Annotated in this window: 23 protein-coding genes; all 23 read left to right on the top strand. The window is 45.2% G+C overall.

What is annotated here, in order from left to right:
• Positions 1-38: 38 nt before the first annotated feature.
• Positions 39-449 (top strand): hypothetical protein, encoded by a 411-nt coding sequence (locus AOU00_RS04240; protein ID WP_069290010.1) that lies wholly within the window; start codon positions 39-41, stop codon positions 447-449.
• Between the two features lie 329 nt (positions 450-778).
• Positions 779-2,122: an aminotransferase-like domain-containing protein gene (locus AOU00_RS04235; protein ID WP_069290009.1), complete on the top strand. Its 1,344-nt coding sequence runs from the start codon at positions 779-781 to the stop codon at positions 2,120-2,122.
• 162 nt (positions 2,123-2,284) lie between these two features.
• Complete coding sequence (locus AOU00_RS04230) at positions 2,285-2,644, top strand: histidine triad nucleotide-binding protein (RefSeq protein ID WP_025722131.1); 360 nt, start codon at positions 2,285-2,287, stop codon at positions 2,642-2,644.
• Between the two features lie 171 nt (positions 2,645-2,815).
• Entirely contained in the window at positions 2,816-2,989 is a 174-nt protein-coding gene (gene rpsU, locus AOU00_RS04225; RefSeq protein ID WP_005547957.1) for a 30S ribosomal protein S21, read from the top strand.
• Between the two features lie 16 nt (positions 2,990-3,005).
• Entirely contained in the window at positions 3,006-3,449 is a 444-nt protein-coding gene (locus AOU00_RS04220; protein ID WP_013311146.1) for a GatB/YqeY domain-containing protein, read from the top strand.
• A 279-nt stretch (positions 3,450-3,728) separates the two neighbouring features.
• Complete coding sequence (locus tag AOU00_RS04215; protein WP_039272283.1) at positions 3,729-5,096, top strand: NfeD family protein; 1,368 nt, start codon at positions 3,729-3,731, stop codon at positions 5,094-5,096.
• Positions 5,097-5,139: 43 nt separating this feature from the next.
• Positions 5,140-6,141 carry a flotillin-like protein FloA gene (gene floA, locus AOU00_RS04210; RefSeq protein ID WP_039272282.1) on the top strand — a complete coding sequence of 334 codons (1,002 nt, stop codon included), beginning with the start codon at positions 5,140-5,142 and terminating at the stop codon, positions 6,139-6,141.
• A 44-nt stretch (positions 6,142-6,185) separates the two neighbouring features.
• Complete coding sequence (locus tag AOU00_RS04205) at positions 6,186-6,764, top strand: hypothetical protein (RefSeq protein ID WP_069290008.1); 579 nt, start codon at positions 6,186-6,188, stop codon at positions 6,762-6,764.
• A 420-nt stretch (positions 6,765-7,184) separates the two neighbouring features.
• A complete protein-coding gene (locus tag AOU00_RS04200) occupies positions 7,185-8,594 on the top strand; it encodes a branched-chain amino acid transporter BcaP (RefSeq protein ID WP_069290007.1) in 1,410 nt (469 codons plus the stop codon).
• Positions 8,595-8,973: 379 nt separating this feature from the next.
• Complete coding sequence (gene yqfC / locus AOU00_RS04195) at positions 8,974-9,267, top strand: sporulation protein YqfC (protein ID WP_029517796.1); 294 nt, start codon at positions 8,974-8,976, stop codon at positions 9,265-9,267.
• Positions 9,264-10,457: a sporulation protein YqfD gene (gene yqfD, locus AOU00_RS04190; RefSeq protein ID WP_069290006.1), complete on the top strand. Its 1,194-nt coding sequence runs from the start codon at positions 9,264-9,266 to the stop codon at positions 10,455-10,457. The genes yqfC and yqfD overlap by 4 nt, the downstream gene beginning before the upstream one ends.
• A gap of 6 nt (positions 10,458-10,463) precedes the next feature.
• Positions 10,464-11,435 carry a PhoH family protein gene (locus AOU00_RS04185; protein WP_069290005.1) on the top strand — a complete coding sequence of 324 codons (972 nt, stop codon included), beginning with the start codon at positions 10,464-10,466 and terminating at the stop codon, positions 11,433-11,435.
• A 96-nt stretch (positions 11,436-11,531) separates the two neighbouring features.
• Entirely contained in the window at positions 11,532-13,778 is a 2,247-nt protein-coding gene (locus AOU00_RS04180; protein ID WP_069290004.1) for an HD family phosphohydrolase, read from the top strand.
• 55 nt (positions 13,779-13,833) lie between these two features.
• Positions 13,834-14,331: an rRNA maturation RNase YbeY gene (gene ybeY / locus AOU00_RS04175; protein WP_025722123.1), complete on the top strand. Its 498-nt coding sequence runs from the start codon at positions 13,834-13,836 to the stop codon at positions 14,329-14,331.
• On the top strand, positions 14,331-14,705 hold the full coding sequence (locus tag AOU00_RS04170) for a diacylglycerol kinase family protein (RefSeq protein ID WP_025722122.1): 375 nt from the start codon (positions 14,331-14,333) through the stop codon (positions 14,703-14,705). Before ybeY ends, AOU00_RS04170 begins: the two co-directional genes overlap by 1 nt.
• 49 nt (positions 14,706-14,754) lie before the next feature.
• A complete protein-coding gene (gene era / locus AOU00_RS04165; protein WP_039272276.1) occupies positions 14,755-15,657 on the top strand; it encodes a GTPase Era in 903 nt (300 codons plus the stop codon).
• Between the two features lie 325 nt (positions 15,658-15,982).
• Positions 15,983-16,120 (top strand): YqzL family protein, encoded by a 138-nt coding sequence (locus AOU00_RS25625; protein WP_013372137.1) that lies wholly within the window; start codon positions 15,983-15,985, stop codon positions 16,118-16,120.
• Positions 16,121-16,162: 42 nt separating this feature from the next.
• Positions 16,163-16,915 (top strand): DNA repair protein RecO, encoded by a 753-nt coding sequence (recO, locus tag AOU00_RS04160; RefSeq protein ID WP_069290003.1) that lies wholly within the window; start codon positions 16,163-16,165, stop codon positions 16,913-16,915.
• Positions 16,916-17,318: 403 nt separating this feature from the next.
• Positions 17,319-18,206: a glycine--tRNA ligase subunit alpha gene (gene glyQ / locus AOU00_RS04155; RefSeq protein ID WP_023989480.1), complete on the top strand. Its 888-nt coding sequence runs from the start codon at positions 17,319-17,321 to the stop codon at positions 18,204-18,206.
• Positions 18,199-20,274 carry a glycine--tRNA ligase subunit beta gene (gene glyS / locus AOU00_RS04150; protein ID WP_069290002.1) on the top strand — a complete coding sequence of 692 codons (2,076 nt, stop codon included), beginning with the start codon at positions 18,199-18,201 and terminating at the stop codon, positions 20,272-20,274. Before glyQ ends, glyS begins: the two co-directional genes overlap by 8 nt.
• A 121-nt stretch (positions 20,275-20,395) precedes the next feature.
• Positions 20,396-20,872 (top strand): YaiI/YqxD family protein, encoded by a 477-nt coding sequence (locus AOU00_RS04145; protein ID WP_025722119.1) that lies wholly within the window; start codon positions 20,396-20,398, stop codon positions 20,870-20,872.
• A complete protein-coding gene (dnaG, locus tag AOU00_RS04140) occupies positions 20,865-22,739 on the top strand; it encodes a DNA primase (RefSeq protein ID WP_172828262.1) in 1,875 nt (624 codons plus the stop codon). The genes AOU00_RS04145 and dnaG overlap by 8 nt, the downstream gene beginning before the upstream one ends.
• Before the next feature lie 43 nt (positions 22,740-22,782).
• Positions 22,783-23,916 carry an RNA polymerase sigma factor RpoD gene (gene rpoD / locus AOU00_RS04135; protein WP_007431230.1) on the top strand — a complete coding sequence of 378 codons (1,134 nt, stop codon included), beginning with the start codon at positions 22,783-22,785 and terminating at the stop codon, positions 23,914-23,916.
• The last annotated feature ends 64 nt before the right edge of the window (positions 23,917-23,980 follow it).

Below are 23,980 nucleotides of genomic sequence, written 5' to 3'. Positions count from 1 at the left end.
CATACGGTATACATGCAAGAGCCTAGGAGGAAACAACCATGGAAAAAAGCATGACAACCGAAAAAGTTACAGCACCGGAACAGACGGATGCTAAAACACTATGTCAAAAGCATATGCATCGTTATGTATGCGTATGGGTGAAGGACGGGACAATGTATGATGGCATTGTAGAGCATGTGGATGATGAAAAGATATACTTAGCCGTTCCTATGGGTGGAGACGAGATGGAGAAAGTCAATGTTAATCTCCCATATCCACCTAACAATTGTGGCTGCGGCTCCCGTGCTTATGGTGGCTATGCGTCTTATCCTCCGTATCCGTATCCGTACCCGTACCCGTATCCAGTACCCGCTTATGCATATGGGTTCCCATACGGACGCCGTCGCTTTAATCGTTTGATTCTGCCACTTGCAGCGTTGACAGCGATTAGCTTGCTGCCTTATTACTAATCCTAATTCCTTAGTCGCCAGATATAGTGAATTCTCTGCTCTCTCCCGCCTACAGTTCTTGTACAGTACAAGTGACTTTAAGGCGCATCCATACATCATCACCATGCAAGGCTGTTTCTTCCATTATGAAGAAACAGCCTCTTTTTCACGTAAACCATCCCAAATATGATCCAATAATTAAAACTGTATCAGTACAGTTCAATGAAATGAGGTATCTTGTTTATCCATAAACCATGGTAACATCTAGCGTGTAAAGAAACATAAGACGGAATAAGCATGTAATGAAATGAGCATGTAATGAGTATGTAAAGAGCAGGTGGGAGGATATTGTGAAAAAATACGTTTCAATTTTATTGGATATAGAACTTAAAATTCGCGAGGGACAATATAAATCAGGTTACAAGCTGCCGTCGGTCCGTGAGGCTTCTGAATTATACAGGTGCAGCAAAAGCACGATTTTGCGGGCATACGCTGAACTTGAAAAGAAACACGCCATCTATTCCATACCGCAAAGTGGATACTATGTAGTGGAAAATTCGGGCGATTTACACCATAGCCATATGCAAGACTTCGTTGATTTTGCTTCGGCCTCCCCAGATTTAAATGTATTCCCTTATCTGGATTTCCAACATTGTTTGAATCAGGCTATTGACACCTACAAATATCATCTGTTCACTTATGGCGATTCGCAAGGACTGGAAACACTGCGTCATACGTTGGTTTCCCATTTGGCTGATACTCAGGTGTTTGCAAAAATGGATCGGATTATCGTTACTTCGGGTGTTCAGCAGGCATTGGAGATACTCGCTAAAATGCCGTTTCCCAATGGCAAAGAAAAGGTTTTGGTCGAGCAGCCAAGTTACGATATATATTTGCGTTTTCTGGAGGAAGAGAACATACCCGTCAGTACCATCGTCCGGACAGCGGAAGGTATGGATTTTCACGAATTGGAGAATCAATTTAAGAACGAGAGCATCAAGTTTTTTTATACCATGTCAAGATATCATAATCCATTAGGAGTCTCTTACAACACAGAGGAGCGAAAAGCGATAGCTGCCTTAGCCGCCAAATATGATGTGTACATTGTAGAAGATGACTATATGGCAGATTTGGGGGCCGATCATCTTTTTGATCCCATTTATGCATACGACCAGACGGACCATGTTATTTATTTGAAAAGCTTCTCGAAAATCATTTTCCCCGGCTTGCGATTAGGAGTTGCTGTATTGCCAGAAGTCCTATTGAAGACGTTTAATACCTATAAAAGATATGTCGACACATCTATTTTGTCTCAGGCGGCGCTTGATATTTATATTAAAAATGGAATGTATGAACGCCATAAGCACACGATATGCAAACTGTATTCGGAGCGCGTTCGTGCTCTTAACAAGGCTGTGGAACGATACAATCAGGCCGGATACGTTCAGACTTCAGCTGTAACCTCAGGAGTTTATATGCAGTTTAAACTGCCTCGGACGGTGAATTTGGAACGTTTGGTACAGTGTCTTTCCGCGAGGAACATCCAGGTTGTAGCTGGCAAAGGCTTTTATTTATCAGGCTATAGGGAACAAGAGAAGTTTTTGCGCATAAGTATTTCGCGCGCGCAGTTGGATCAAATTGATGCAGGGGTGAAAGCTATTATAGAGGAAGTTAGTAAGGGAAACTGGTATTAAGACCCTTTTTCCGTTATGATACATATAGAAACATAAGTATAACCAAACATGGCTGTATATGTTTCTATTCAGTGTGGGAAATACATAACTTTGAATGCCGAGAGCAAGGGCTGTTTATGCCTATTTACTTATGATCGGCTCACTGCCAAAGGAGGGTTTTGAATGGACGATCTGTTTTTGAAAATTGTGGATGGAACCATCCCCAGCAAAAAGGTGTTGGAAACCGACAATGTGCTCGCATTTCATGACATCCAGCCTGCGGCGCCAGTACACGTGCTCATTATTCCCAAAAAATATATTCCTTCGATGAACGCTGTGACGGAGGAGGATCTTCCTCTTATCGCGGAGATTCATCGTGTTGCGGTTGAGGTTGCGAAAAAGTTAGGAATCGCTGAGTCTGGCTATCGGTTGATTAACAACTGTGGCCCGGATAGTGGACAAGCGGTGGGGCATCTGCATTATCACTTACTGGGCGGCGCCAAATTGGGTGCCTTGACAGGTATTTCGGACTCACATTCTTAAAAAATGACAGAGCTTGTCTTTTCAGTAATACGGAAGTGAATGGAGAAAAATGGCCCTTTATGTATTCATTTTTTCTTATAGGTTGACACCTGGTTTCCGTTTCACCTATAATAAAATTTGATGAACCGTGTTATTGCTCTTGGACGGTCTGGTCGGAGGGAGGGAAAACTGGTGTCTGAAACTAAAGTTCGCAAAAACGAGACAATTGATGCTGCACTTCGTCGCTTTAAACGTTCCATTGCTAAGGATGGCGTATTGGCTGAGGTGAAGAAACGCAAGCATTATGAAAAGCCAAGCGTAAAGCGCAAGAAAAAGTCCGAGGCTGCTCGTAAGAGAAAGTTCTAGGAGGATCTAAGCAATCATGAATTTGAGCGAACGATTGAACGAAGATATGAAGCAAGCAATGAAGAGTAAGGACAAGTTCAAACTCTCCACCATTCGAATGGTTCGTTCTACGATTAAAAATCTTGAAATAGATTTGAAACGGGATTTGGACGACAACGAAGTGCTTGATATTCTGAGTCGTGAGATCAAACAGCGAAAAGATGCCCTCCATGAATTTGAAAAAGCCGGTCGTGATGAACTTGCGACAAGCACTAAAGCAGAAATAGAGATCATCGCTCAGTACCTTCCCGAACAACTTTCTGAGGAAGAAATTAAAGTTATTGTACAGCAGACCATCCAGGAAACCGGTGCTTCTTCGAAAGCCGAGATGGGGAAAGTAATGACGGCCTTGATGCCTAAGGTAAAAGGCCGCGCTGACGGTAAGCTCGTGAACCAAGCGGTTCAGCAATTTCTGCAATAAACCTGCGACAAACAGGAAAACACAACACCCTCTGTTTACAGAGGGTGTTATTTCTATATAAGCGATGCCTACCATAGAATGTAATGATGAAAGATTCTTATATGTAAGCGTTATTGTTAATTGTGTGAAACGTGATGTCCATTGGGTGCGTAAAGTATCTGACAGCCGTCAGGATTAGCAATATACCCAATAATTTCACATTAAATCCTGAAAACTGTATAGTTTGTCTAACAAAGTTTGGTATGCTGTAACATAGAAAGATCGAAAGGGGGGAGAGAAATGCATAGAGAACATCACCACTCCAGTCGCAAATTGATCTTTTTAACGTTGTGGATTATGGTATCCGTTTTGCTGTTACCCTTAGTTCATTCTGAATCAGCGGCGGCCCAAACTAAAGGTGGAGCTGTGTTTGTTATACCAGTTGATCAGGAGATTGAGCAAGGTCTGGGCAAATTTATGGAACGTGGATTTGCAGAAGCAGCAGATTTCAAAGCAGGTCTGATTTTACTGGATATTAACACTCCCGGTGGACGGGTAGATACAGCGGAGAAGCTGGGCAAACTGATTAAAGACAGTCCAATTCCGACCGTAGCCTATATAAGGGGCGAAGCGGCCTCAGCGGGTAGCTATATTGCGTTGAGCGCAAACAAGATTGTTATGAAACCGGGGAGTATTATCGGAGCAGCAGCGTTAGTAGACGGCAGGGGGCAGGCTATCACAGATCCAAAAACGATAGCCTGGTGGAAGAGTAGCATGGCATCTGCCGCAGAAGCTGGCGGACGTAATCCGGATATTGCCAGAGGTATGGTTGACTCTAAAACGACCATATCTATTCCAGAGATGAACTTTAATAAGGAAAATGGTCAGATCATTTCTTTAACCAGTGAGGAAGCGCTGAAGTTGGGTTATGCGGATCACATCGCGTCTTCCGAACAAGAAGTTATCCAGTGGATGGGTTACAGCATGGATGATGTAATTCATGTGGAGCGAACATGGGCTGAAAAAGCAGCCGAGATATTGACCAACCCAATTGTGCAGACGTTGCTTTTATTTATCGGTATCGCGGGTATCGTTATTGAGCTGCTCGTACCTGGTTTTGGTGTACCGGGAATTTTGGGCATACTCGGATTTGGGTTGTATTTTTTCGGCAATTATATCGCTGGTTTTGCAGGTTCGGAGACGTGGTTGTTGTTTATTATCGGTCTGGCTCTGCTTATCCTTGAAATGTTCATCCCAAGCTTTGGTGTTTTGGGCATTTTGGGTTCAGTCAGTCTTGTCGCCGGAGTTGTTCGCGCAGCATACAACATGCAGCACGCGTTTATATCTTTGGGCATTGCCTTTGCAGCTGCGGTTGCCGTGGTGGCGATCATTGCGGTTGTATTCAAGGACCGAGGGATATGGAACCGTTTTATACTTAAAGAAAGTTTAACGGCTGACCAAGGTTTTTCTTCAGTTGTGAACCGGGAAATGCTATTAGGTCAACGGGGTGTCAGTCTGACACCACTTCGTCCAGCCGGAACGGTGCTGATCGCTGATGAGCGAGTCGATGTTGTAACGAACGGCGAGTTTATTGCTACAGATATGCCGATTATAGTATCCAAAGTAGAAGGTGGGCGTATTGTGGTCAAGGCAGACACTAGCGTCTAAATAAGTAAACAACAAAGAATTAGATTAATGGAGGATGATGCGAGTGTTCGAATCGGGTATTGTCAGCGTTTTGCTGATTGCCGTTGTAGTGATTATTGTATTAAGCGTATTTTTCAGTTTCTTCCCGGTGATGCTGTGGATTTCAGCATTGGCTTCGGGTGTGCGTATTGGCATCATTACGCTGGTAGCTATGCGGTTACGGCGCGTCACGCCAAGCCGAATTGTCAATCCGCTCATTAAGGCAACCAAGGCGGGTCTGGGCTTAAACATCAACCAGCTGGAAAGCCATTTTCTCGCAGGAGGGAATGTAGACCGAGTGATCAATGCGTTGATTGCTGCGCAGCGAGCTAACATTCCGCTTGAGTTTGAACGTGCGGCAGCGATTGACCTTGCGGGACGGGATGTTCTGCAAGCGGTCCAAATGAGCGTTAATCCGCGTGTTATTGAGACACCTATTGTGGCTGCGGTCGCCAAGGATGGTATCGAAGTAAAGGTTAAAGCTCGTGTTACGGTGCGTGCCAACATTGATCGACTTGTTGGGGGTGCCGGAGAAGAAACGATTATTGCACGGGTCGGTGAAGGTATTGTTACAACCGTAGGTTCCAGTAACTCGCATAAGGACGTATTGGAGAATCCAGATTCAATTTCAAGAACTGTATTGTCCAAAGGTTTGGATGCCGGGACAGCATTTGAAATCTTGTCCATTGATATTGCGGACGTTGATGTAGGTAAAAATATCGGTGCTTTTCTACAAACAGAGCAGGCGGAAGCGGACAAACGTATTGCGCAGGCAAAAGCGGAAGAGCGGCGTGCGATGGCTGTAGCGCAGGAGCAGGAAATGAAGGCACGTGTTGTAGAAATGAGAGCACGCGTGGTGGAATCCGAGTCCGAAGTGCCGCTGGCAATGGCTGAAGCGCTGCGTGGCGGGAAGCTTGGCGTCATGGACTATATGAATTTGAAAAATATTGAGGCAGATACGCAAATGCGTAGCTCCTTAGGCAAACCGAATGAGAACTCGGGGAATGACAACAAGAACCGGGATTAATAACGGGACATAGCCGATGAATTACGGCAGCTAGGTGGTGAGTAATGAACTTTATCAGCTGGATCTTTGAACATTTGTATATCCTGATCGTGATTGGCTTTGCTTTGGTGTCCTTCTTGGGGAAAAGCATCCAAGGTACAGGGCGGAAATCACCGCCGCGAAAAGGTATGCCTACCTTTGGGGGTGATCATGGTTCTCGCGGGCCCTCGACGTCATCCAGACCCTTCACAACGGAACATGGGCAAGAGCAGCGCCAGCAGGATGTTGCTGGTGAGTTGCAACGTCAATTTCCTAATGAACGACGGGCGGTTATGGAAGCTCGTCGTATAGAAGAAGTGGGCGATCGGTCGGAAACGGAAGAACGGATGGACCGGGATTCATTGGATAACGGTTCGACTCTAGAGGATCGGATCCGTGCTATGGAAGAAGAACGCAGATTGGTTTTAGCCCGTCTCGATCGTATATCCAACGCGAGGGAGTCAGGGGAAATTACAGATGCGCCAGAGATAGCTTCGCAAGACCGTAATACGGTGGATACGGCTGATCTGCGCAGAGGTGTGATTTGGGCAGAAATATTAGGTCCTCCGCGTTCCAAGCGCTACATGGGTGGAGGAAGACGTTAAAATGATAGTGGATCCGTCACGGCTTTGGCTGTGGCGGGTCTTTTTTTTGTGATGCTTTAGGAATACATAAGCATGCTCAGAATAAAAAGTGAATTAACGACAAATCTCTAATTACCTGACAACGGATGTGATAATCTCTTGTGTGCCCTAGGTTTCTAACATTTGCTGTCATCTAAAATGGTGGCATTTTGTCTAATTTAGGGCCTCATTTATGAAAATATATTCGTGAAAAATGATCAAATGTAACAATATGAATGAGGCTTTCCGAAAGCAGTTTTCATTTTTTCTTTTTTATATATAATGTTCTCAATGATAGATACTTATGAAAATTTACTCCATATTTAGCTAAAATTTGATTTAAATTGAGGTGATAAACAAGATTATAAAAATGAAAAATTAATTTTTAGGAGGATGGAATGGATGGGGAATAGCTTGTTCAGAAAGAAGAACATTGATCAGTTGATTGCTGCTACGCGGGGGGAAAAAGCACTCAAAAGGGAACTGGGTGCGTTTGATTTAACGATGCTTGGAATCGGAGCCATTATTGGGACGGGGATTTTTGTGTTGACAGGTACGGGAGCAGTTACAGCTGGTCCAGGCTTGGTTCTTTCTTTTGTGATTGCGGGACTCGCCTGTTTATTCGCAGCATTGGCTTATGCGGAGTTTGCATCCACCGTTCCAGTATCCGGTTCTGTTTACACTTTTACATATGCAACGATGGGGGAACTATTGGCCTTTATTATTGGATGGGATTTAATTTTGGAATACATGCTGGCAGCCAGCGCCGTTTCCGCAGGTTGGTCGGGTTACTTTGTATCATTTTTGAATGGAATTGGCCTTCACATTCCGCTTGAATTCACTGCTGCACCTGGGGCTTTAAAAGACCAAATGACTTATTTTAATCTCCCAGCTTTTTTAATTTTGATGGGTATCACGTTCTTGCTTTATTTTGGGATAAAAGAATCAAAACGGATAAACAACATCATGGTAATCATAAAAATTGTTGTTATTTTATTGTTTATCATCGTTGCTTTTAAATATGTGAAGCCAGATAACTGGACACCGTTTATACCGTTTGGGTTCAATGGTGTGTTTGGAGCCGCAGCTCTTGTGTTTTTTGCTTTTATTGGTTTTGATGCTGTTTCATCAGCAGCTGAAGAAACCAAAAATCCCGCTCGTGATTTACCGAGAGGCATTATTTTCTCACTTGTTGTTTGTACATTTTTGTATGTCGTAGTTAGCGCGATTATGACTGGTATAGTACCGTTTATGCAATTTGAAGGTATCTCTCACCCTGTGTCATTGGTATTGCAGGTTGCGGGTCAGAACTGGGTTGCAGGTATTATAGATATAGGAGCTATCTTAGGAATGACAACGGTCATGCTGGTTATGCTCTATGGTCAAACTCGCATTATGTTTGCTATGTCACGTGACGGCTTAGTCCCCAAAGTATTATCCAAGGTTCATTCCAAATATAAAACGCCCTACATTAACACGTTGTTTTTCGGTACTTTATCTGCATTAATGGGTGGGCTGATCCCGCTAGATGAGTTAGCTAGTTTGGTGAACATTGGAACCCTGTCAGCATTTATTCTGATTTCGATCGCCGTCATCGTTATGAGAAAAACACAACCTGATTTGCCAAGGGCCTTCCGATGTCCTGGAGTTCCGTATATTCCAATCCTGGCTATCGTTTCATGTGGGGTGCTCATTCTTAATTTGAATGGTCAGACATTTATTCGCTTTATGATTTGGCTTGTCATTGGTATGGCTGTTTACTTCTTATACTCTAGAAAAAACTCTCTTTTGAATCGAGATACCGAGAAATAACCGTGTCATATAATGAAAATCAAAAAAGCCAACCTTGTTTTCCATATGAAAACGAGGTTGGCTTTTTTGGTTGTGAATTTTGAAAGAACCCATCTTTTGCCTCTGCAATATAGTAGCAGCTACGAATTGTAAGTTTAGCCTCATAAATGCGGGGACTGGATCATAAAATGTACAGAACAGATATCTGTGGCGCTGGTGTAATGGTGTTCACTGATAATAAGAATATACGATGAAAAGCCAGCAGCGTAGCTGCCATGAAACATCTATGGGTCCGAATGGCAATAACAGAAGATGGAAAAATAGCAGCGTGCTGTCATCAAAACAACTATGAGCCATTGGATAACAGATGTTTTGATGACGGGAAAGGAGATTTCGCCGTATGAGCAGGATGAGCCGCAAACTGCGAAAGTGGGCCAGCGAGACGCTGGAGCTTCCGCAGGACATTCTATTTGACTTGCCGCGGTTAACCCTCATCGGCAGCCGCCAGCTTTATGTGGAGAATCACCGGGGCGTGGTGGATTTCACGCCGGATCAGCTCGTACTTGCACTTGCGCAAGGCAGGCTGAGGGTGTCCGGCCATGATCTAGTCATTACGTCTATTCTGCCAGAGCAGGTAAGTGTGGAGGGACATATAACGGATATCCAAATGGAAGGAACGGAGGAAGGCTCGTGAAACATCCTGCTTTAGCAAAGCTGCATGGCACGGTTACCCTTGCTGTCAAGGGCGAAAGTGTGGAAGATTTCATTAATTTACTCACCGATCAACATATACCTGTTTGGAACGTGCGGCCGATGGGTACTAGACATGCAGAAATGAACCTTCTGCTGCCGCACGTCTTCCTCCTACGCCCGCTTTTGAGAAGGACAGGCTGTAAAATGCATGTTCTGAAGCGGCAAGGGCTTCCCTTTATTGTTATACGACTTGCCAAACGTAAATTTTTTCTGGCTGGATTGGCTTTGTTCTGGGTAGGTCTCCTGCTGATGTCTTCGCTTATCTGGGACATTGAAGTGAAGGGGAATGATAAGCTCTCGACGGAATCCGTTCTCAAAGCCGCCCGACAGGAGGGGCTGTATCCGTTTCAATGGAGCTTTCGTCTTTCCAGTCAAGACAAGCTTTCCCGTGCGCTCATGCAGAAGCTTCCAGAGGCATCCTGGATCGGTGTGGAAAAACAGGGTACTTTGGTGACGATTCAGGTTGTTGAAGCTTCACAGCCTACCCCTGCGCCGCTCTACAGCCCACGTCATATCATCAGTAAGGCAGACGCGGTAGTCACTGAAATTTTTGCCGAGCAGGGTCGTCCTGTCGTGCATAAAAATACGCGTGTCAAAAAAGGAGCCATCCTCATCTCGGGAACGCTTGGAGATGAGGAGAATCAGCAGCAGGTCGTAGCCAAAGGAGAGGTTAAGGGTCTTGTATGGCATGAATACGAAATTAGCAGTCCCACGGTGCAACGCAGCAGCACGTATACAGGTACCAGTCACGACCGCTTGTATCTGGTGTTAGGCAACCGTGCAATACAATTGTGGGGATATGGGAAAATACCTTATTCTACACATAAAACAACAGTTGAACATGATCCGCTAACATGGCGTTCCTACAAACTTCCGATGGGTTGGATGACCGAAAGTGTGAGGGAGACAAAGATACAAGAGCAGAAGCTTACGGAAGCAGAAGCGAAAATGTCAGGAATAGAAGGCGCGCGAGCTGATATTTTAGCTAAATACGGCAAAGGAACGAAAATAATAAGCCAAAAAATTTTGCATGAGAAGAGAGAGAATGGTAAAGTTTATATGAAAGTGCTTTTTGAAGTGGAGCAGGATATTGCGGAAGAACTTCCGTTAGTTCATAACCAAGGAGAATGAGGCTATTTGGCAGAACAACAACGCAGCATACAAATTGCATTGAACAATGCGGGAGAAGGACAGGCGTTATTTGGCCCGCAGGATTCCTTTTTAAAATTAATCGAAGCCGCTATTCCAGCAAAAATAGCATCTCGTGAGGCAGAAGTTAATGTTTTTGGTAATGCAAACGAGGTGGAAGTGCTCGAACAATTGTTCGATGTATTACTCCAGTTAATTCGCAATGGGTATATACTGACCGAAAGGGATGTCCATTATGCGATTGAATTGGCCAAAGATTTGCGCGCTGATCAGCTGCTCGATTTGTTCAAGGGTGAAATTACGACGACGTTTCGGGGTAAACCGATTCGCGTCAAAACGATTGGACAAAAGCACTATGTAACCACGATTAAGAAACGCGATATTGTATTTGGAATTGGCCCGGCGGGTACTGGTAAAACCTATCTGGCTGTAGTGCTGGCCGTAGCTGCCCTGAAGGAAGGTTCAGTCAAGCGCATTGTACTGACTCGCCCTGCGGTGGAAGCAGGTGAAAATTTAGGTTTTTTACCAGGGGATTTACAGGAAAAGGTTGATCCGTATTTACGCCCATTGTATGATGCCCTATACGATGTGATGGGCCCAGAGCAGACTGCAAAGGCACTGGAGCGCGGGTTAATAGAAATTGCTCCTTTGGCTTATATGCGGGGACGTACGCTGGATGATTCATTTATTATTTTGGACGAAGCGCAAAACACCACACCCGAGCAAATGAAAATGTTTTTGACTCGACTTGGCTTCGGCTCCAAAATGGTAATTACCGGCGATGTCACGCAAATTGATTTGCCTCGCGGCAAAAAATCCGGTCTGATTGAAGCGAATGCGATTTTACAAGGGATTGAGGAAATAGGCTTTGTCCAGTTTGCAGAAGAGGATGTGGTCCGTCATTCCCTCGTTCAAAAAATCATTGTTGCTTATGACCGTGTTGCCGAGAATCAAGGATAGCCATTCAAGTACAAGTATGGTGTGTACGAACAGAAAAAAGTATAAAATGAGCAGTGTAGCTGCCTTGAAAAAGATGATGGAGAGGGATTGTTTTAGATGATCTCGAAGGAATTATCTAAAGGGAAAACGTTCCAGCATAGAATGAATGGATGGAAGTATAGCGTGGCGACACGCTATCTTCTGTTTTTATTTTTGGTGGTTCTTTTTTATGTAGGCTTTGCGTCCAAGCTGCTTCCCGAGCGTTATGATATTCGGGTAAATCAACCGAGTGAAAAGGAAATTGTCGCCCCGATGCAGCTTCCTAACAGTAAGGCGACTTTGAAGGCTCAAGAGGAATCAGCTGAACGTGTGCAGCCCATGTATACCATTGTGCCCGTTCGCAACGATAACCTGATTACTGGTATTTTGGATCGAATTGAACGGCTCAATCAGGATGATCAGGTTTCCAGAGCAGATAAGATTTCGATTTATAAGGATGAGATTCCGCAACGTGCACGGGAATTTGTGCAAAATTTTGTGAATAACAGCCGTAATGCGGATGCCTACCCAGATAAGCTGCTGGATGAAGTGCTGGAAAAAACGAAAGAGCAAACGTACCGGATTCCAGAGGAGACATTCATTAAAATTCCGCGCCTTACATCTGAGGATATTGCTGAAATGCGGCCTGTTGCCCGTGAGATTGTGACAGGGTTGATGAATGATCAAATTACGGATGCTCAGACAGCCCGAGCGAAAGTAGCTGAGCGGGTTAGTACAAGCTCGCTTACTAAGCGTACTTCACGGGAGGTTGTTCAGGAACTTGCAAGGCTTGTGATTACCGCCAACAAGTTCTATGATGATACAGCTACGAAGGACGCCAAGGTACAGGCTCGTGAAGATACACCGACAGTTTACATTAAACAGGGTGAAGTACTCGTCAAGAAGGGTGAGATTATTACCCAGGAAATCTATACACTGCTTGATGAAAATGAATTGCTCAAGGATAAAATCAATTATTGGCCACAATTTGGGCTGCTGATGTTGTCTATGATGCTGGCGTTGGGCCTGTTTATGTATATTCGTCAATTTCAATCACGAACACGAAACTTCAAGTATAATAATGCGCAGTTGCTTATGCTAGTATTAATCTTTGTGATTACAGTAGGAGCAATGATGTTAATTTCCATACTGCAGAACAGTGAACGTTCCTATCTTGGCTATCTGGCGCCTATCGCGCTTGGAGCTATGCTCGTAACGCTGTTGCTTGATATGTCGTTGGCTTTTGTATGTGCCGTTATATTCAGTATATTGGCAAGTGTTATTTTGAATGTCCGTCAGGGACAAATTTTTGACTTTAATTTTGGTTTTTTTGCTATTGTGGTCTGTCTGGCAGCGATTTTCTCTACCCATCGAGCCAGCCAGCGTTCAACACTGTTCAAAGGGGCGATTATGGTATGCCTGTTCGGTGCCCTGTCTGTTTTTTCTCTGGCACTGATTGACCAAGGGAATTGGACTCAAACGACGACGCTCTATGGGGTAGCTTTTGCTTTTGCAGGCGGTCTGATAACAGCAATACTTGTTATTGGGCTAATGCCATTTTTTGAGTCTACTTTTGGTATCTTGTCGGCACTGAAGCTTGTTGAGCTGTCGAATCCCAACCATCCATTGCTCCGCAAGCTGCTTACGGAGACACCGGGAACGTATCATCATAGTGTAATGGTGGGTAATCTGTCAGAGGCCGCAGCGGAGGCTATAGGAGCAAACGGCTTGTTGTGCCGGGTTGGTTCGTATTATCATGATATTGGTAAAACCAAGAGGCCTTCGTACTTCATTGAAAATCAAAATGGGTTGGAAAATCCACATGATTCAATAGAGCCCAAGCTTAGCAAATCCATCATTATCGCCCATGCTCGTGACGGCGTGGAAATGCAATTGGATTACAAGCTACCCAAGCCAATTCGCGATATTGCCGAGCAGCACCACGGAACGACATTCTTACACTATTTTTATCACAAGGCGTTGCGTGAGGCTGAAGAGCGGGGGGTGGAGCCTGACTTCACGGAGGATGATTTCCGTTATCCGGGACCGAAGGCTCAGTCTAAAGAGTCTGCTGTGGTGGGAATTGCTGATAGTGTGGAGGCAGCAGTTCGTTCCTTACGGAAGCCGACGGTGGAACAGGTTGAATCCATGATTGAGAAAATTATTAAGAGCCGTCTTGATGATCACCAATTTAACGACTGCGAGCTGACCATGCGGGAGCTTGATATCGTGGCTCAAACCCTCAAGGAAACAGTAATGGGGATTTTCCATTCCCGTATTGAGTATCCAGAGGAAAGGCCCAAGTCTGAAAACGGAAAAGCTTAATATAACTTGTGCATGAAGCACGGGTAGAGCACTAGAATTAAAAGGAGCGGTTGGCATGGGCCTTCAATTAGCTTGGAATAATGAACAAAACGATATGGTAATTAACGAATCTTTAATTACGCTGCTGAACACCTTATTAGAGGAGGCAGGCAGAGTGGAAGGAGTCACAGACGGTGAGGTAGCCCTTACCTTCGTTAATGATGAGCAAATTCATGAGTTGAACAGGGACTATCGGGGAATTGATCGTCCCACCGATGTGTTGTCTTTTGCTATGAAGGAGACACTGGATGAAGAGCTTGAAATTATTTACGAACCGAATGAAGAAAATTCATTGAATGATGTACCGGATGTTCTGGGGGATATTATAATCTCTGTACAGACAGCGCAAGCTCAGAGCGAAGAATACGGACATTCCATTGAGCGTGAAATCGGTTTTTTGTTTGTTCACGGCTTTCTGCATCTGTTAGGCTATGATCATCAGGATGATGTGAGTGAAGCTGAAATGATGGGCAAACAGGAAGCTGTACTGGCTCAAGCGGGGTTGACAAGGTAATGAGACGTCAGCCTTGGAGAATGACCTTTCGCTATGCGGCAGAAGGCGTGATGTATGCTCTGCGTACGCAAGTAAATATGCGGATACATGTGGCCGTGGCGCTCCTTGTCATTGTAGCAGGCTTAACTCTGCACATCTCCCGGCTCGACTGGTTATTCGTCTGCGTGGCTATCGCTATAGTCATTGTAGCCGAACTGTTCAACACCGCTGTTGAAGCAGCGGTGGATCTCATCTCACCTGATATTCATCCGCTGGCCAAAGCGGCTAAAGACACCGCCGCCGGAGCCGTGCTCCTGGCAGCGGTTTTTGCTGTAATTATTGGTATATTTGTGTTTTATAGGCCTATGTTGACGTTAATTAGTTCGCTGTTTTAATGGAAAAACCAAAATAAAATAGGTGCTTAATCGCGCTGGAGGAAATGAAATGGCTAAGAAACACTTTAAATCAGGCTTTGTCGCAATTGTTGGCAGACCCAATGTCGGAAAATCAACACTGATGAACCACGTCATTGGGCAGAAGATCGCCATTATGTCAGACAAGCCGCAAACTACACGCAACAAAATTCACGGCGTATTTACTACGGAGGACACGCAAATTGTATTTTTGGATACACCCGGGATTCATAAGCGCCAGTCAAAATTAGGCGATTACATGAATCAGACTGCTTTTAATACGTTGGGTGAAGTAGAAGCGGTACTTTTTCTTATTGACGCTGCTGAAGGCCTGGGCGGTGGCGACCGTTTTATTGCGGAACAGCTTAAACAAGTAAAAACGCCAGTTATCTTGGTGCTGAATAAAATTGATCGCATTGAGCCGGAAGCGTTGTTGCCCCTGATTGAGCAGTATCGCAAGTTGTATGACTTTGCAGAAATCGTACCGATCTCGGCCAAAATGGGCAACAATGTAAACACCCTGCTGGAGCAGGTGCAAAAATACTTGCCAGAAGGTCCGCAATATTATCCGGATGATCAAATTACCGATCATCCAGAACAGTTTGTTATTGCCGAGCTGGTTCGGGAAAAAATTCTGCATATGACACGTGAGGAAGTACCCCATTCTATTGCCGTTATGATTGAAGACATGAAAGTGCAGGATAATGGTGTAGTGCATATTATGGCTGTTATTTTTGTAGAGCGTGACTCCCAGAAGGGGATCATTATCGGCAAACAGGGAGCCATGCTCAAAGAGGTGGGCAAACAGGCCCGCCAGGATATCCAAAACCTGCTAGGCTCCAAGATTTTCCTGGAACTTTGGGTTAAGGTAAAAAAAGACTGGCGCAACCAGGACCGCGTCCTTCGTGACCTTGGCTTTCATCGCGACGCTTAAAAACAGAATTCGATTCTACGTTACTTTAGTTCAAGGGTTTATTGAGGCTAAAAAAATGGATATTAAATAAATATGTATAGTTGTTGTAAGCATCATAAAAAAGCCGTCCGATCTCTATGACTGAGATAAGTAACAGTCTTCTGGTCATTCAAAGCGCCGCGCATATGCGGCGCTTAACTCTTGCTCTTTTTTACCCTTTTCGTCCAGTGATGAAATAAGGAGCATTTTTAACGCAATCCATTTATTTCATCGCATACTTCTCCCCTCTTCGCATCATCCTATTTTTGAGATGCAAACGTCATTTCCGAAGAAAGGATGAATACAATTGCGAGATTTTTCGTGGAAGTATTTTGCGATGACTGGAGATGTCGGTGCGTATCTGTTATATCGGGAGAGCGCCGTGACAAGGGAGCAAGACACGGATGAGGGAGAGTCGGACGAGCATGAAGAAGCCCGTGAATAGTACAAGCCACTGGCTTCTTCGCGAATGTTTGGGGGAAGAGGCATGCTTTACAGGGTGGAAGGAATCGTCATCCGCAGCATGGATTACGGTGAGGGGAACAAAATTATTACGCTTTGCACCGAAAGCGGAGGCAAAGCAGGCATGCTGGTCAGAGGTGCAAAAAAGTCCAAAAGCCGTCACGCTGCTTTAACGCAGCCGTTTACGTACGGTGAATTCGTTTTTTTTCGAAACACAGGCTTAGGCACGTTGAATGCCGGTGAAATCATCCAATCCCACCATACATTACGCGAGGATATTACTAAGGCTGCTTACGCTTCTTATGCTTGTGAATTACTCGATCGGGTGTTACAGGATGAGGAAACAGGTGCGTTCTGGTTTAAGCAGCTAAAAGCATGTTTGGAGGCGCTGGAGAGTGGCAAAGATCCGCTGATCGTCATGAGTATTTATGAATTTAAAATATTGCAGGCGGCCGGATATGCTCCTCAGCTTGATGCATGTATTTCAAGTGGTCAACAATGTGCTGATGAAGATATGTTTGTCAGTCCGAGGCTAGGCGGAGTTTTGTGTCGGAGCTACAAGCATTTTGATCCAGCTGCATTGAGCGTGACTCCACGTACATTGAAGTTGCTGCGCTTGTTCGCCAGAATGGATTTGAATCGGCTCGGCAACATTGACGTGAAGGACTCCACTAAGCTGGAGATCAAACATGTCATGCGTCAGTTCATGGATATGCAGTTGGAGGTCAAGCTGAAATCCCGCAACTTCTTGGATCAGCTCGACAAGTACGATATGTGAAACGCCCTATTCTCTTGACTGTATTGCTGAAAACGTGTAATATCCTACTATATATCTCCTTCGGGAGCAGATGCATTGAACGAGAAAGTAGCGGGATGTATTCTCTGTAATTAGCGAGTTGGGGACGGTGTAAGCCCAGCGGGAATTCTTCGTGAACAAGGCACTCGGGAGCATCTGAATGGACACGGAAAAGAGGATTACGATCTGATTGGTGATGTAGGATCGCAATCAAGTAGGGTGGAACCGCGGGAGTCAGCTCTCGTCCCTACGTCTGTACAGGCGTAGAGGCGGGGGCTTTTTGCTGTCTCTAGCAAGGCTTTTGGGATAAAATAGCCCTGTACATACGAGCTTAATGAGAAGAAATCACCAACATTTGAGGGAAGTAGAAAGGGAGCGTGTACCAATGAATTTTCAGCAGATGATTTTAACGCTGCAACAATTTTGGGCTGAACACAACTGTATTATTGTACAGCCGTATGACACGGAAAAAGGGGCAGGCACGATGAACCCAATGACGTATTTACGTTCGATCGGACCTGAGCCGTGGAATGTAGCTTATGTTGAGCCTTCTCGTCGTCCGTCAGACGGACGTTATGGTGAGAACCCGAATCGCCTGTATCAGCATCATCAGTTCCAAGTAGTTTTGAAGCCTTCACCGGATAACATTCAGGAATTGTATTTGGAGAGTTTGAGCCGTTTGGGCATTAACCCTCTGGAGCATGATATTCGTTTCGTTGAAGACAACTGGGAAGCACCGACGTTGGGAGCGTGGGGCTTAGGTTGGGAAGTATGGCTGGACGGTATGGAAATTACTCAATTCACGTATTTCCAGCAAGTGGGCGGTATTGATGCCAGTCCGGTTGCCGTAGAAATCACGTATGGTATGGAGCGTCTTGCTTCCTACATCCAGGACAAGGAGAATGTGTTCGATTTGGAGTGGGTCAATGGAATCACGTACGGTGATGTTTTCCACCAGCCTGAATTTGAGCATTCCAAGTATACGTTCGAAGTATCTGACGTCAAAATGCTCTTTACTCTTTTTAATATGTATGAAGAAGAGGCAAATAAAGCGATGGCGCAGCATCTTGTATTTCCAGCCTATGATTATGTGCTGAAATGTTCTCATGCGTTCAACTTGCTGGACGCTCGCGGAGCGATCAGCGTGACGGAACGGACTGGGTTTATTATACGAGTACGTAATTTGGCGCGTCAGGTGGCTGCGACCTATCTGGAGGAGCGCGAGAAGCTGGGCTTCCCGCTGTTGAAGAAAGGAGGTGCGGCAAATGTCTAAGGATTTATTGTTTGAGATCGGGTTGGAAGAAGTCCCTGCACGTTTTATCCCGAATGCGATTCAGCAGTTGAAGCAGCGTATGACGGCGTGGCTTGACAGCTCGCGTATTGCTTATGGTGCTGTAGAGGCTTATGCTACACCTCGCCGTTTGGCGGTACTTGTCAAGGAAGTAGCGGAGAAGCAAGAAGATATTAACGAAGAAGTTAAAGGTCCTTCCCGCAAAATCGCACTCGACGAAGCTGGTAACTGGAGCAAGGCTGCACTAGGCTTTGCTCGTAGCCAAGGTGTTGATCCTGAACAGTTCACATTCAAGGAGCTTGGAGGCGTGGAATATATTTACGCCACTAAGAGCAGCATAGGTGTACCAACAGCGGATGTACTGTCCGAAGGTTTATTGCACATTTTACATGCCATGACATTCCCTAAATTCATGCGCTGGGCAAGTTATGACTTTAAATTTGTTCGTCCGATCCGCTGGTTGATTGCCTTGTTTGGTAACGATATTGTTAATTTGGAGATTGCCGGCGTGCAGTCAGGAAATGTGACAAGAGGGCATCGTTTCCTGGGACAGGATGCCGTTGTAGCAAGTCCAGCTGACTATGTTGAAGTACTTCGCAAGCAGCATGTCATTGTGGACATTGAGGAACGTCAAACGCTTATTGTAAAGCAAATTGAAGCGCTGGCTGCCGAAAAAGATTGGACGATTGCGGTCAAGGATGATCTGCTGGAAGAAGTGCTGTATTTGGTGGAAACCCCAACAGTACTGTTCGGAGGTTTTGATCCTGCGTTCCTGAACATTCCGAAGGATGTACTCATTACTTCCATGCGTGAACATCAACGCTATTTCCCAGTGCTGGATCGCACAGGAGAGCTACTGCCATACTTTGTTACGGTACGTAACGGAGGAAGTCAATCGCTGGAAGTCATTGCTAAAGGGAATGAAAAAGTATTGCGTGCGCGGCTGTCTGATGCCAAATTCTTTTATGAAGAAGATCAGAAGCTGGAAATTAAAGATGCACTCTCCAAACTGGAAAGTATCGTTTTCCACGAAGAGCTGGGAACGGTTGGAGACAAAGTGCGCCGGATTCGCCGTATTGCTGATGCTTTGGCAGAGAAACTTCACGTTTCCTCAGATACACAGGAATCGGTTAGTCGAGCAGCGGATATTTGTAAATTTGACCTGGTAACACAAATGGTATATGAGTTCCCTGAACTGCAAGGTGTGATGGGTGAGGATTATGCTCGTAAGGCTGGAGAGAAGGAAGAAGTGGCGAGAGCGGTGTTTGAGCATTACCAACCGCGTTATGCAGGAGAAACGGTTCCTTCAACGAATGCTGGAGCGATTGTAAGTATCGCAGACAAGATAGATACCATTACAGGATGCTTCTCCATCGGTATTATTCCAACAGGTTCACAGGACCCTTACGCGCTTCGTCGTCAGGCAGCAGGTATTGTGCAAATCTTGTTGGATCGTAAGCTTTCGGCTACGTTGTCTGATGTGTTCAATATCGCGCTCGATGTGCACGGCAACCTTGGAAATATGAAACGTTCCGCGGATGAAATACGTAAAGAATTACATGAGTTTTTCGGATTACGGGTGAAGAAACTATTGTCTGAGACACTTCGCTATGACGTTGTGGATGCTGTGCTTGCAGCTGGATATGACGATGTTGCTTCCGTTGTTAACCGCGGAACTGCATTAATGACTGCCGTACAAACAGGTGAGGTATTCAAAGCAACAGTTGAATCTTTTAATCGTGTAGGCAATCTGGCTGCTAAAGCAGTGCATAAGTTAGTTAATACGAGTGAGTTTACGGAGCAAGGCGAAAAAACGCTTTACGAAGCATGGTCTAGCGCTTATGAATCTTATAGCGTAGCTTTACAGGAAGGTGATGCGACACGAGCGTTAGCGCTTGCTTCATCCATTACCCCTGCGGTGACGGCATTCTTTGATTCTGTTATGGTTATGGCGGAGGATGATGCTGTTCGTAATAATCGTTTGGCATTGCTGGCTGCTATTGACTCAGAACTGAAGCGTTTTGCCGATTTTTCCAAGCTTGTAGTTTAAACGTCAGTTGTGGTAGTATGAACAACTTGAAAAAATGGGTATAAATATACGGAACGGTGTAAGAGTAATCTTGCAGCCGTTCCGTATTTTACTCGAATGCGGATGGAGATGGGGGATGCTCATGGAGGGAACCGGAACTTTACTGGATGTGCGGATCGTTGTTGACGGGGACGCTTGTCCTGTTAAAAGTGAAATTGCGGAGATAGCTTCCCGTTTTCATATTGAGGTTATTATGGTATCTTCATATGATCATCTCATTCAGGGCAGCAAAGGCGTAAGCGTCGTTAAAGTAGACCGAAGCGACCAAAGTGCCGATCTCTATATTGCCAATCATATCCGCCGCGGAGATATTGTAACCACCAATGATTATGGTCTTGCTGCACTTGCCTTGGCAAAAGGTTGTGAAGTGATGTCTTTTCGCGGAGCTATGTATCGAAACGATTCGATAGATTTCATGCTTGACCGACGTCATACTTCTGCCAAAGAACGGAAAAAAGGACGTTATGGAAAAGGTCCTAAACCGTTTACATTAGAGGATCGTGAAGTTTTTCAACATAAACTGACAAAACTTTTACTTCGCTTGCAGGAGAATGAGTAACGGTATCGAATTATATTTACGTGCTAAAGAGATGAAGGTGGTTAATATGAGTGCCGGACAAGGCAACATACCGGACGATATCATTGAGTCGGTTTTACAACATCATGATATTGTAGATACGGTAAGCAAGTACGTGCATTTGACCAAGCAGGGGAAATATATGAAAGGCCTCTGTCCTTTTCATTCCGAAAAAACCCCTTCATTCACCGTGACACCGGATCGTCAGATTTTTTACTGCTACGGCTGCGGCGCGGGAGGCAATGCCATCAAATTTATGATGGAAATCGAAGGACTATCCTTTCCCGAAGCTGTCAGGACAATGGCAGAAGAAAGTCATATCCCGCTCGGCGAATGGCAGGGACGTGATTCATCGCATCAGCATCCTGAGTTGGACAGGCTGTTGCAAGCGTATGAGTTAACTTCTAAGATGTACCATTTTTTGCTTAAAAATACGGAGCACGGCAAACCAGCCATGGAATACTTGCGCTCACGGGGATTCAGTGACAAGATCATTGATCAATTTCAAATTGGCTATGCACCCAACCGATGGGATACGATCGTTCAGTTTCTGGAGAAGCGTTCTTTTGATCCCGTGGAGATGGAAAAGGGAGGGCTTATTTCTCCCCGGCATGAGGGTGATGGATATGTGGATCGATTCAGAGATCGTATCATGTTTCCCATTTGGAATCGCAACGGAAAAGTTATTGCCTTTGCAGGCCGTATACTTGGTGAGGGACAGCCGAAGTATTTGAATTCACCGGAGACCAAGCTATTCAACAAGAGCCGAACGCTGTACAATCTCCATCATGCTAAAACCTCAATTCGCAAGCTACGCCAAAGTGTTCTTTTTGAGGGCTATGGTGATGTTATCTCGGCGTGGGAAGCTGGCGTACAAAATGGGGTGGCCGCCATGGGCACTGCTCTAACGGAGCACCATGCTACGATGTTAAAAGGACTGTGCGACGAGGTTATTATTTGTTATGATGGTGACCGGGCAGGACAAGCTGCTGCGCTTAAAAATTTTCCGCTGTTGGAAAATGCGGGGCTTCACGTGAAAGTAGCACTGGTCACTGACGGTATGGACCCGGATGATTTTATCCGGCAATACGGCGGCGAACGATTCCAGCGCCAAATTATCGAAAGTGCTGTTTCAACGGTGAAATTTAAGCTTATATATCTGAAAAAAAACCATATACTGCAAGAGGAAGAAGGAAGAATCGCGTATTCCCGCGAAGCATTAAATGTCATTGCACCTCTGTCATCCCCGACCGAGCGGGAAGTGTATCTGCGCGAAGTATCATCCGAAGTCAAGGTGGATTTTGAAACCTTGAAGCAAGAATGCAATTTACTCCGTCAATCCCTGCAAAAAAAACAGAACTTTGGGGATAATAACGAAAATGGGTGGAATAATGGTAGGCATAAAAAAGGGCAGGTGTCCACACCTAATCTGTTGCCAGCTTACCATGTGGCTGAACGCAGGCTGCTTCACTGGATGATGCAGGATTTAGAAGCTGCAGAGTATGTAGAAAAGCATCTGGGCGACGCCTTTAATATTGAGGATCATGCAGCAATTGCTGCTTATCTATATGCCTATTACGCGCAAGGGAAGTTACCGGATACAAGCCGTTTTATTTCATCTTTGCAAGACGACCGACTGGAGAAGAACGTAAGTTCGATCATGATGATGGATGCTCCAGGCGTATGGGCACCGCACATTTTGGATGATTATATTCATCAAGTGCGAAAATTTCCATTGCAGGAGCAACTGGATTTGAAAAGGGAAGAAATGAGAGCCGCTGAGCGCTTAGGTGACTTTTTGCGCGCAGCACAAATTGCAAGTGAGATTATAGCCCTAGAGAGACAATGAACACACAGAGGTCGGATGTTTCTAGGGAGGAGGGAGTCGAAAGATGGCGAATGATCAGCATACTGAACTGGAGACGGAACTAACACTGGATCAGGTTAAAGATCAACTGATTGAGTTGGGTAAAAAAAGTTCCTCTCTGAACTACAAAGATATCATGGAAAAACTGTCGCCGTTTGATCAGGACCCCGAGCAAATGGATGAGTTTTATGAGCAGCTGGGTGACTTGGGGATTGAGGTTGTGAATGACAACGACGAAGAAGTTACCAGATTGCGTCAAAATGACGACCCGGAAAACAATGATGGGGATGATTTTAATTTCGATGACGATCTGAGCCTGCCTCCCGGTATTAAAATTAATGACCCGGTCCGGATGTACTTGAAGGAAATCGGTCGTGTACCGTTGCTTTCTGCTGATGATGAGGTGGAGCTTGCCAAACGGATCAATAACGGCGATGAAGAAGCTAAGCGTCGGTTGGCAGAAGCGAACTTGCGTCTGGTTGTAAGTATTGCCAAACGTTATGTTGGTCGCGGAATGCTTTTCCTGGATCTGATTCAGGAAGGTAATATGGGTTTGATTAAAGCAGTAGAAAAATTTGATTACGAAAAAGGCTTTAAATTCAGTACGTATGCAACCTGGTGGATTCGTCAGGCCATTACGCGCGCAATAGCCGATCAGGCGAGAACGATCCGTATTCCGGTGCATATGGTGGAAACGATCAACAAGCTGATTCGCGTATCGCGTCAACTGTTGCAAGAGCTGGGGCGCGAACCTACGCCGGAAGAAGTGGCTGCCGAGATGGAGCTGAGCGTGGAAAAAGTACGGGAGATTATGAAAATTGCCCAAGAACCGGTTTCATTGGAAACACCAATTGGTGAAGAGGATGACTCACATCTGGGGGATTTCATTGAGGATCAGGAAGCATTGGCGCCTGCAGATGCGGCTGCCTATGAACTTCTGAAGGAACAACTTGAGGATGTACTGGATACGTTGACCGAACGGGAAGAGAATGTTTTGCGTCTCCGCTTTGGTTTGGACGACGGAAGAACCAGAACTCTTGAAGAAGTGGGTAAAGTGTTCGGTGTTACACGTGAACGTATTCGTCAGATTGAGGCCAAAGCGCTGCGTAAGTTGCGCCATCCAAGCCGCAGTAAGCGACTGAAGGATTTCCTCGAATAGAAGCGTAACATTGCGGACCTTCTGCGGCTTGAAGCGCGCAGGGGGTCTTTTTTTATCTCATGGC

This window comes from Paenibacillus polymyxa (genome assembly GCF_001719045.1).
Lineage (GTDB): Bacteria > Bacillota > Bacilli > Paenibacillales > Paenibacillaceae > Paenibacillus > Paenibacillus polymyxa_B.
This window is presented reverse-complemented; position numbering and strand designations above follow the sequence as displayed.

What these genes read in the sequence shown, in the direction of transcription:
- AOU00_RS04240 (WP_069290010.1), top strand. Translation starts at nt 39, where the DNA reads ATGGAAAAAAGCATGACAACCGAAAAAGTTACAGCACCGGAACAGACG.
- AOU00_RS04230 (WP_025722131.1), top strand. Translation starts at nt 2,285, where the DNA reads ATGGACGATCTGTTTTTGAAAATTGTGGATGGAACCATCCCCAGCAAA.
- AOU00_RS04220 (WP_013311146.1), top strand. Translation starts at nt 3,006, where the DNA reads ATGAATTTGAGCGAACGATTGAACGAAGATATGAAGCAAGCAATGAAG.
- AOU00_RS04215 (WP_039272283.1), top strand. Translation starts at nt 3,729, where the DNA reads ATGCATAGAGAACATCACCACTCCAGTCGCAAATTGATCTTTTTAACG.
- AOU00_RS04205 (WP_069290008.1), top strand. Translation starts at nt 6,186, where the DNA reads ATGAACTTTATCAGCTGGATCTTTGAACATTTGTATATCCTGATCGTG.
- AOU00_RS04200 (WP_069290007.1), top strand. Translation starts at nt 7,185, where the DNA reads ATGGGGAATAGCTTGTTCAGAAAGAAGAACATTGATCAGTTGATTGCT.
- yqfC (WP_029517796.1), top strand. Translation starts at nt 8,974, where the DNA reads ATGAGCAGGATGAGCCGCAAACTGCGAAAGTGGGCCAGCGAGACGCTG.
- AOU00_RS04180 (WP_069290004.1), top strand. Translation starts at nt 11,532, where the DNA reads ATGATCTCGAAGGAATTATCTAAAGGGAAAACGTTCCAGCATAGAATG.
- ybeY (WP_025722123.1), top strand. Translation starts at nt 13,834, where the DNA reads ATGGGCCTTCAATTAGCTTGGAATAATGAACAAAACGATATGGTAATT.
- AOU00_RS04170 (WP_025722122.1), top strand. Translation starts at nt 14,331, where the DNA reads ATGAGACGTCAGCCTTGGAGAATGACCTTTCGCTATGCGGCAGAAGGC.
- era (WP_039272276.1), top strand. Translation starts at nt 14,755, where the DNA reads ATGGCTAAGAAACACTTTAAATCAGGCTTTGTCGCAATTGTTGGCAGA.
- recO (WP_069290003.1), top strand. Translation starts at nt 16,163, where the DNA reads ATGCTTTACAGGGTGGAAGGAATCGTCATCCGCAGCATGGATTACGGT.
- glyQ (WP_023989480.1), top strand. Translation starts at nt 17,319, where the DNA reads ATGAATTTTCAGCAGATGATTTTAACGCTGCAACAATTTTGGGCTGAA.
- glyS (WP_069290002.1), top strand. Translation starts at nt 18,199, where the DNA reads ATGTCTAAGGATTTATTGTTTGAGATCGGGTTGGAAGAAGTCCCTGCA.
- AOU00_RS04145 (WP_025722119.1), top strand. Translation starts at nt 20,396, where the DNA reads ATGGAGGGAACCGGAACTTTACTGGATGTGCGGATCGTTGTTGACGGG.
- dnaG (WP_172828262.1), top strand. Translation starts at nt 20,865, where the DNA reads ATGAGTAACGGTATCGAATTATATTTACGTGCTAAAGAGATGAAGGTG.
- rpoD (WP_007431230.1), top strand. Translation starts at nt 22,783, where the DNA reads ATGGCGAATGATCAGCATACTGAACTGGAGACGGAACTAACACTGGAT.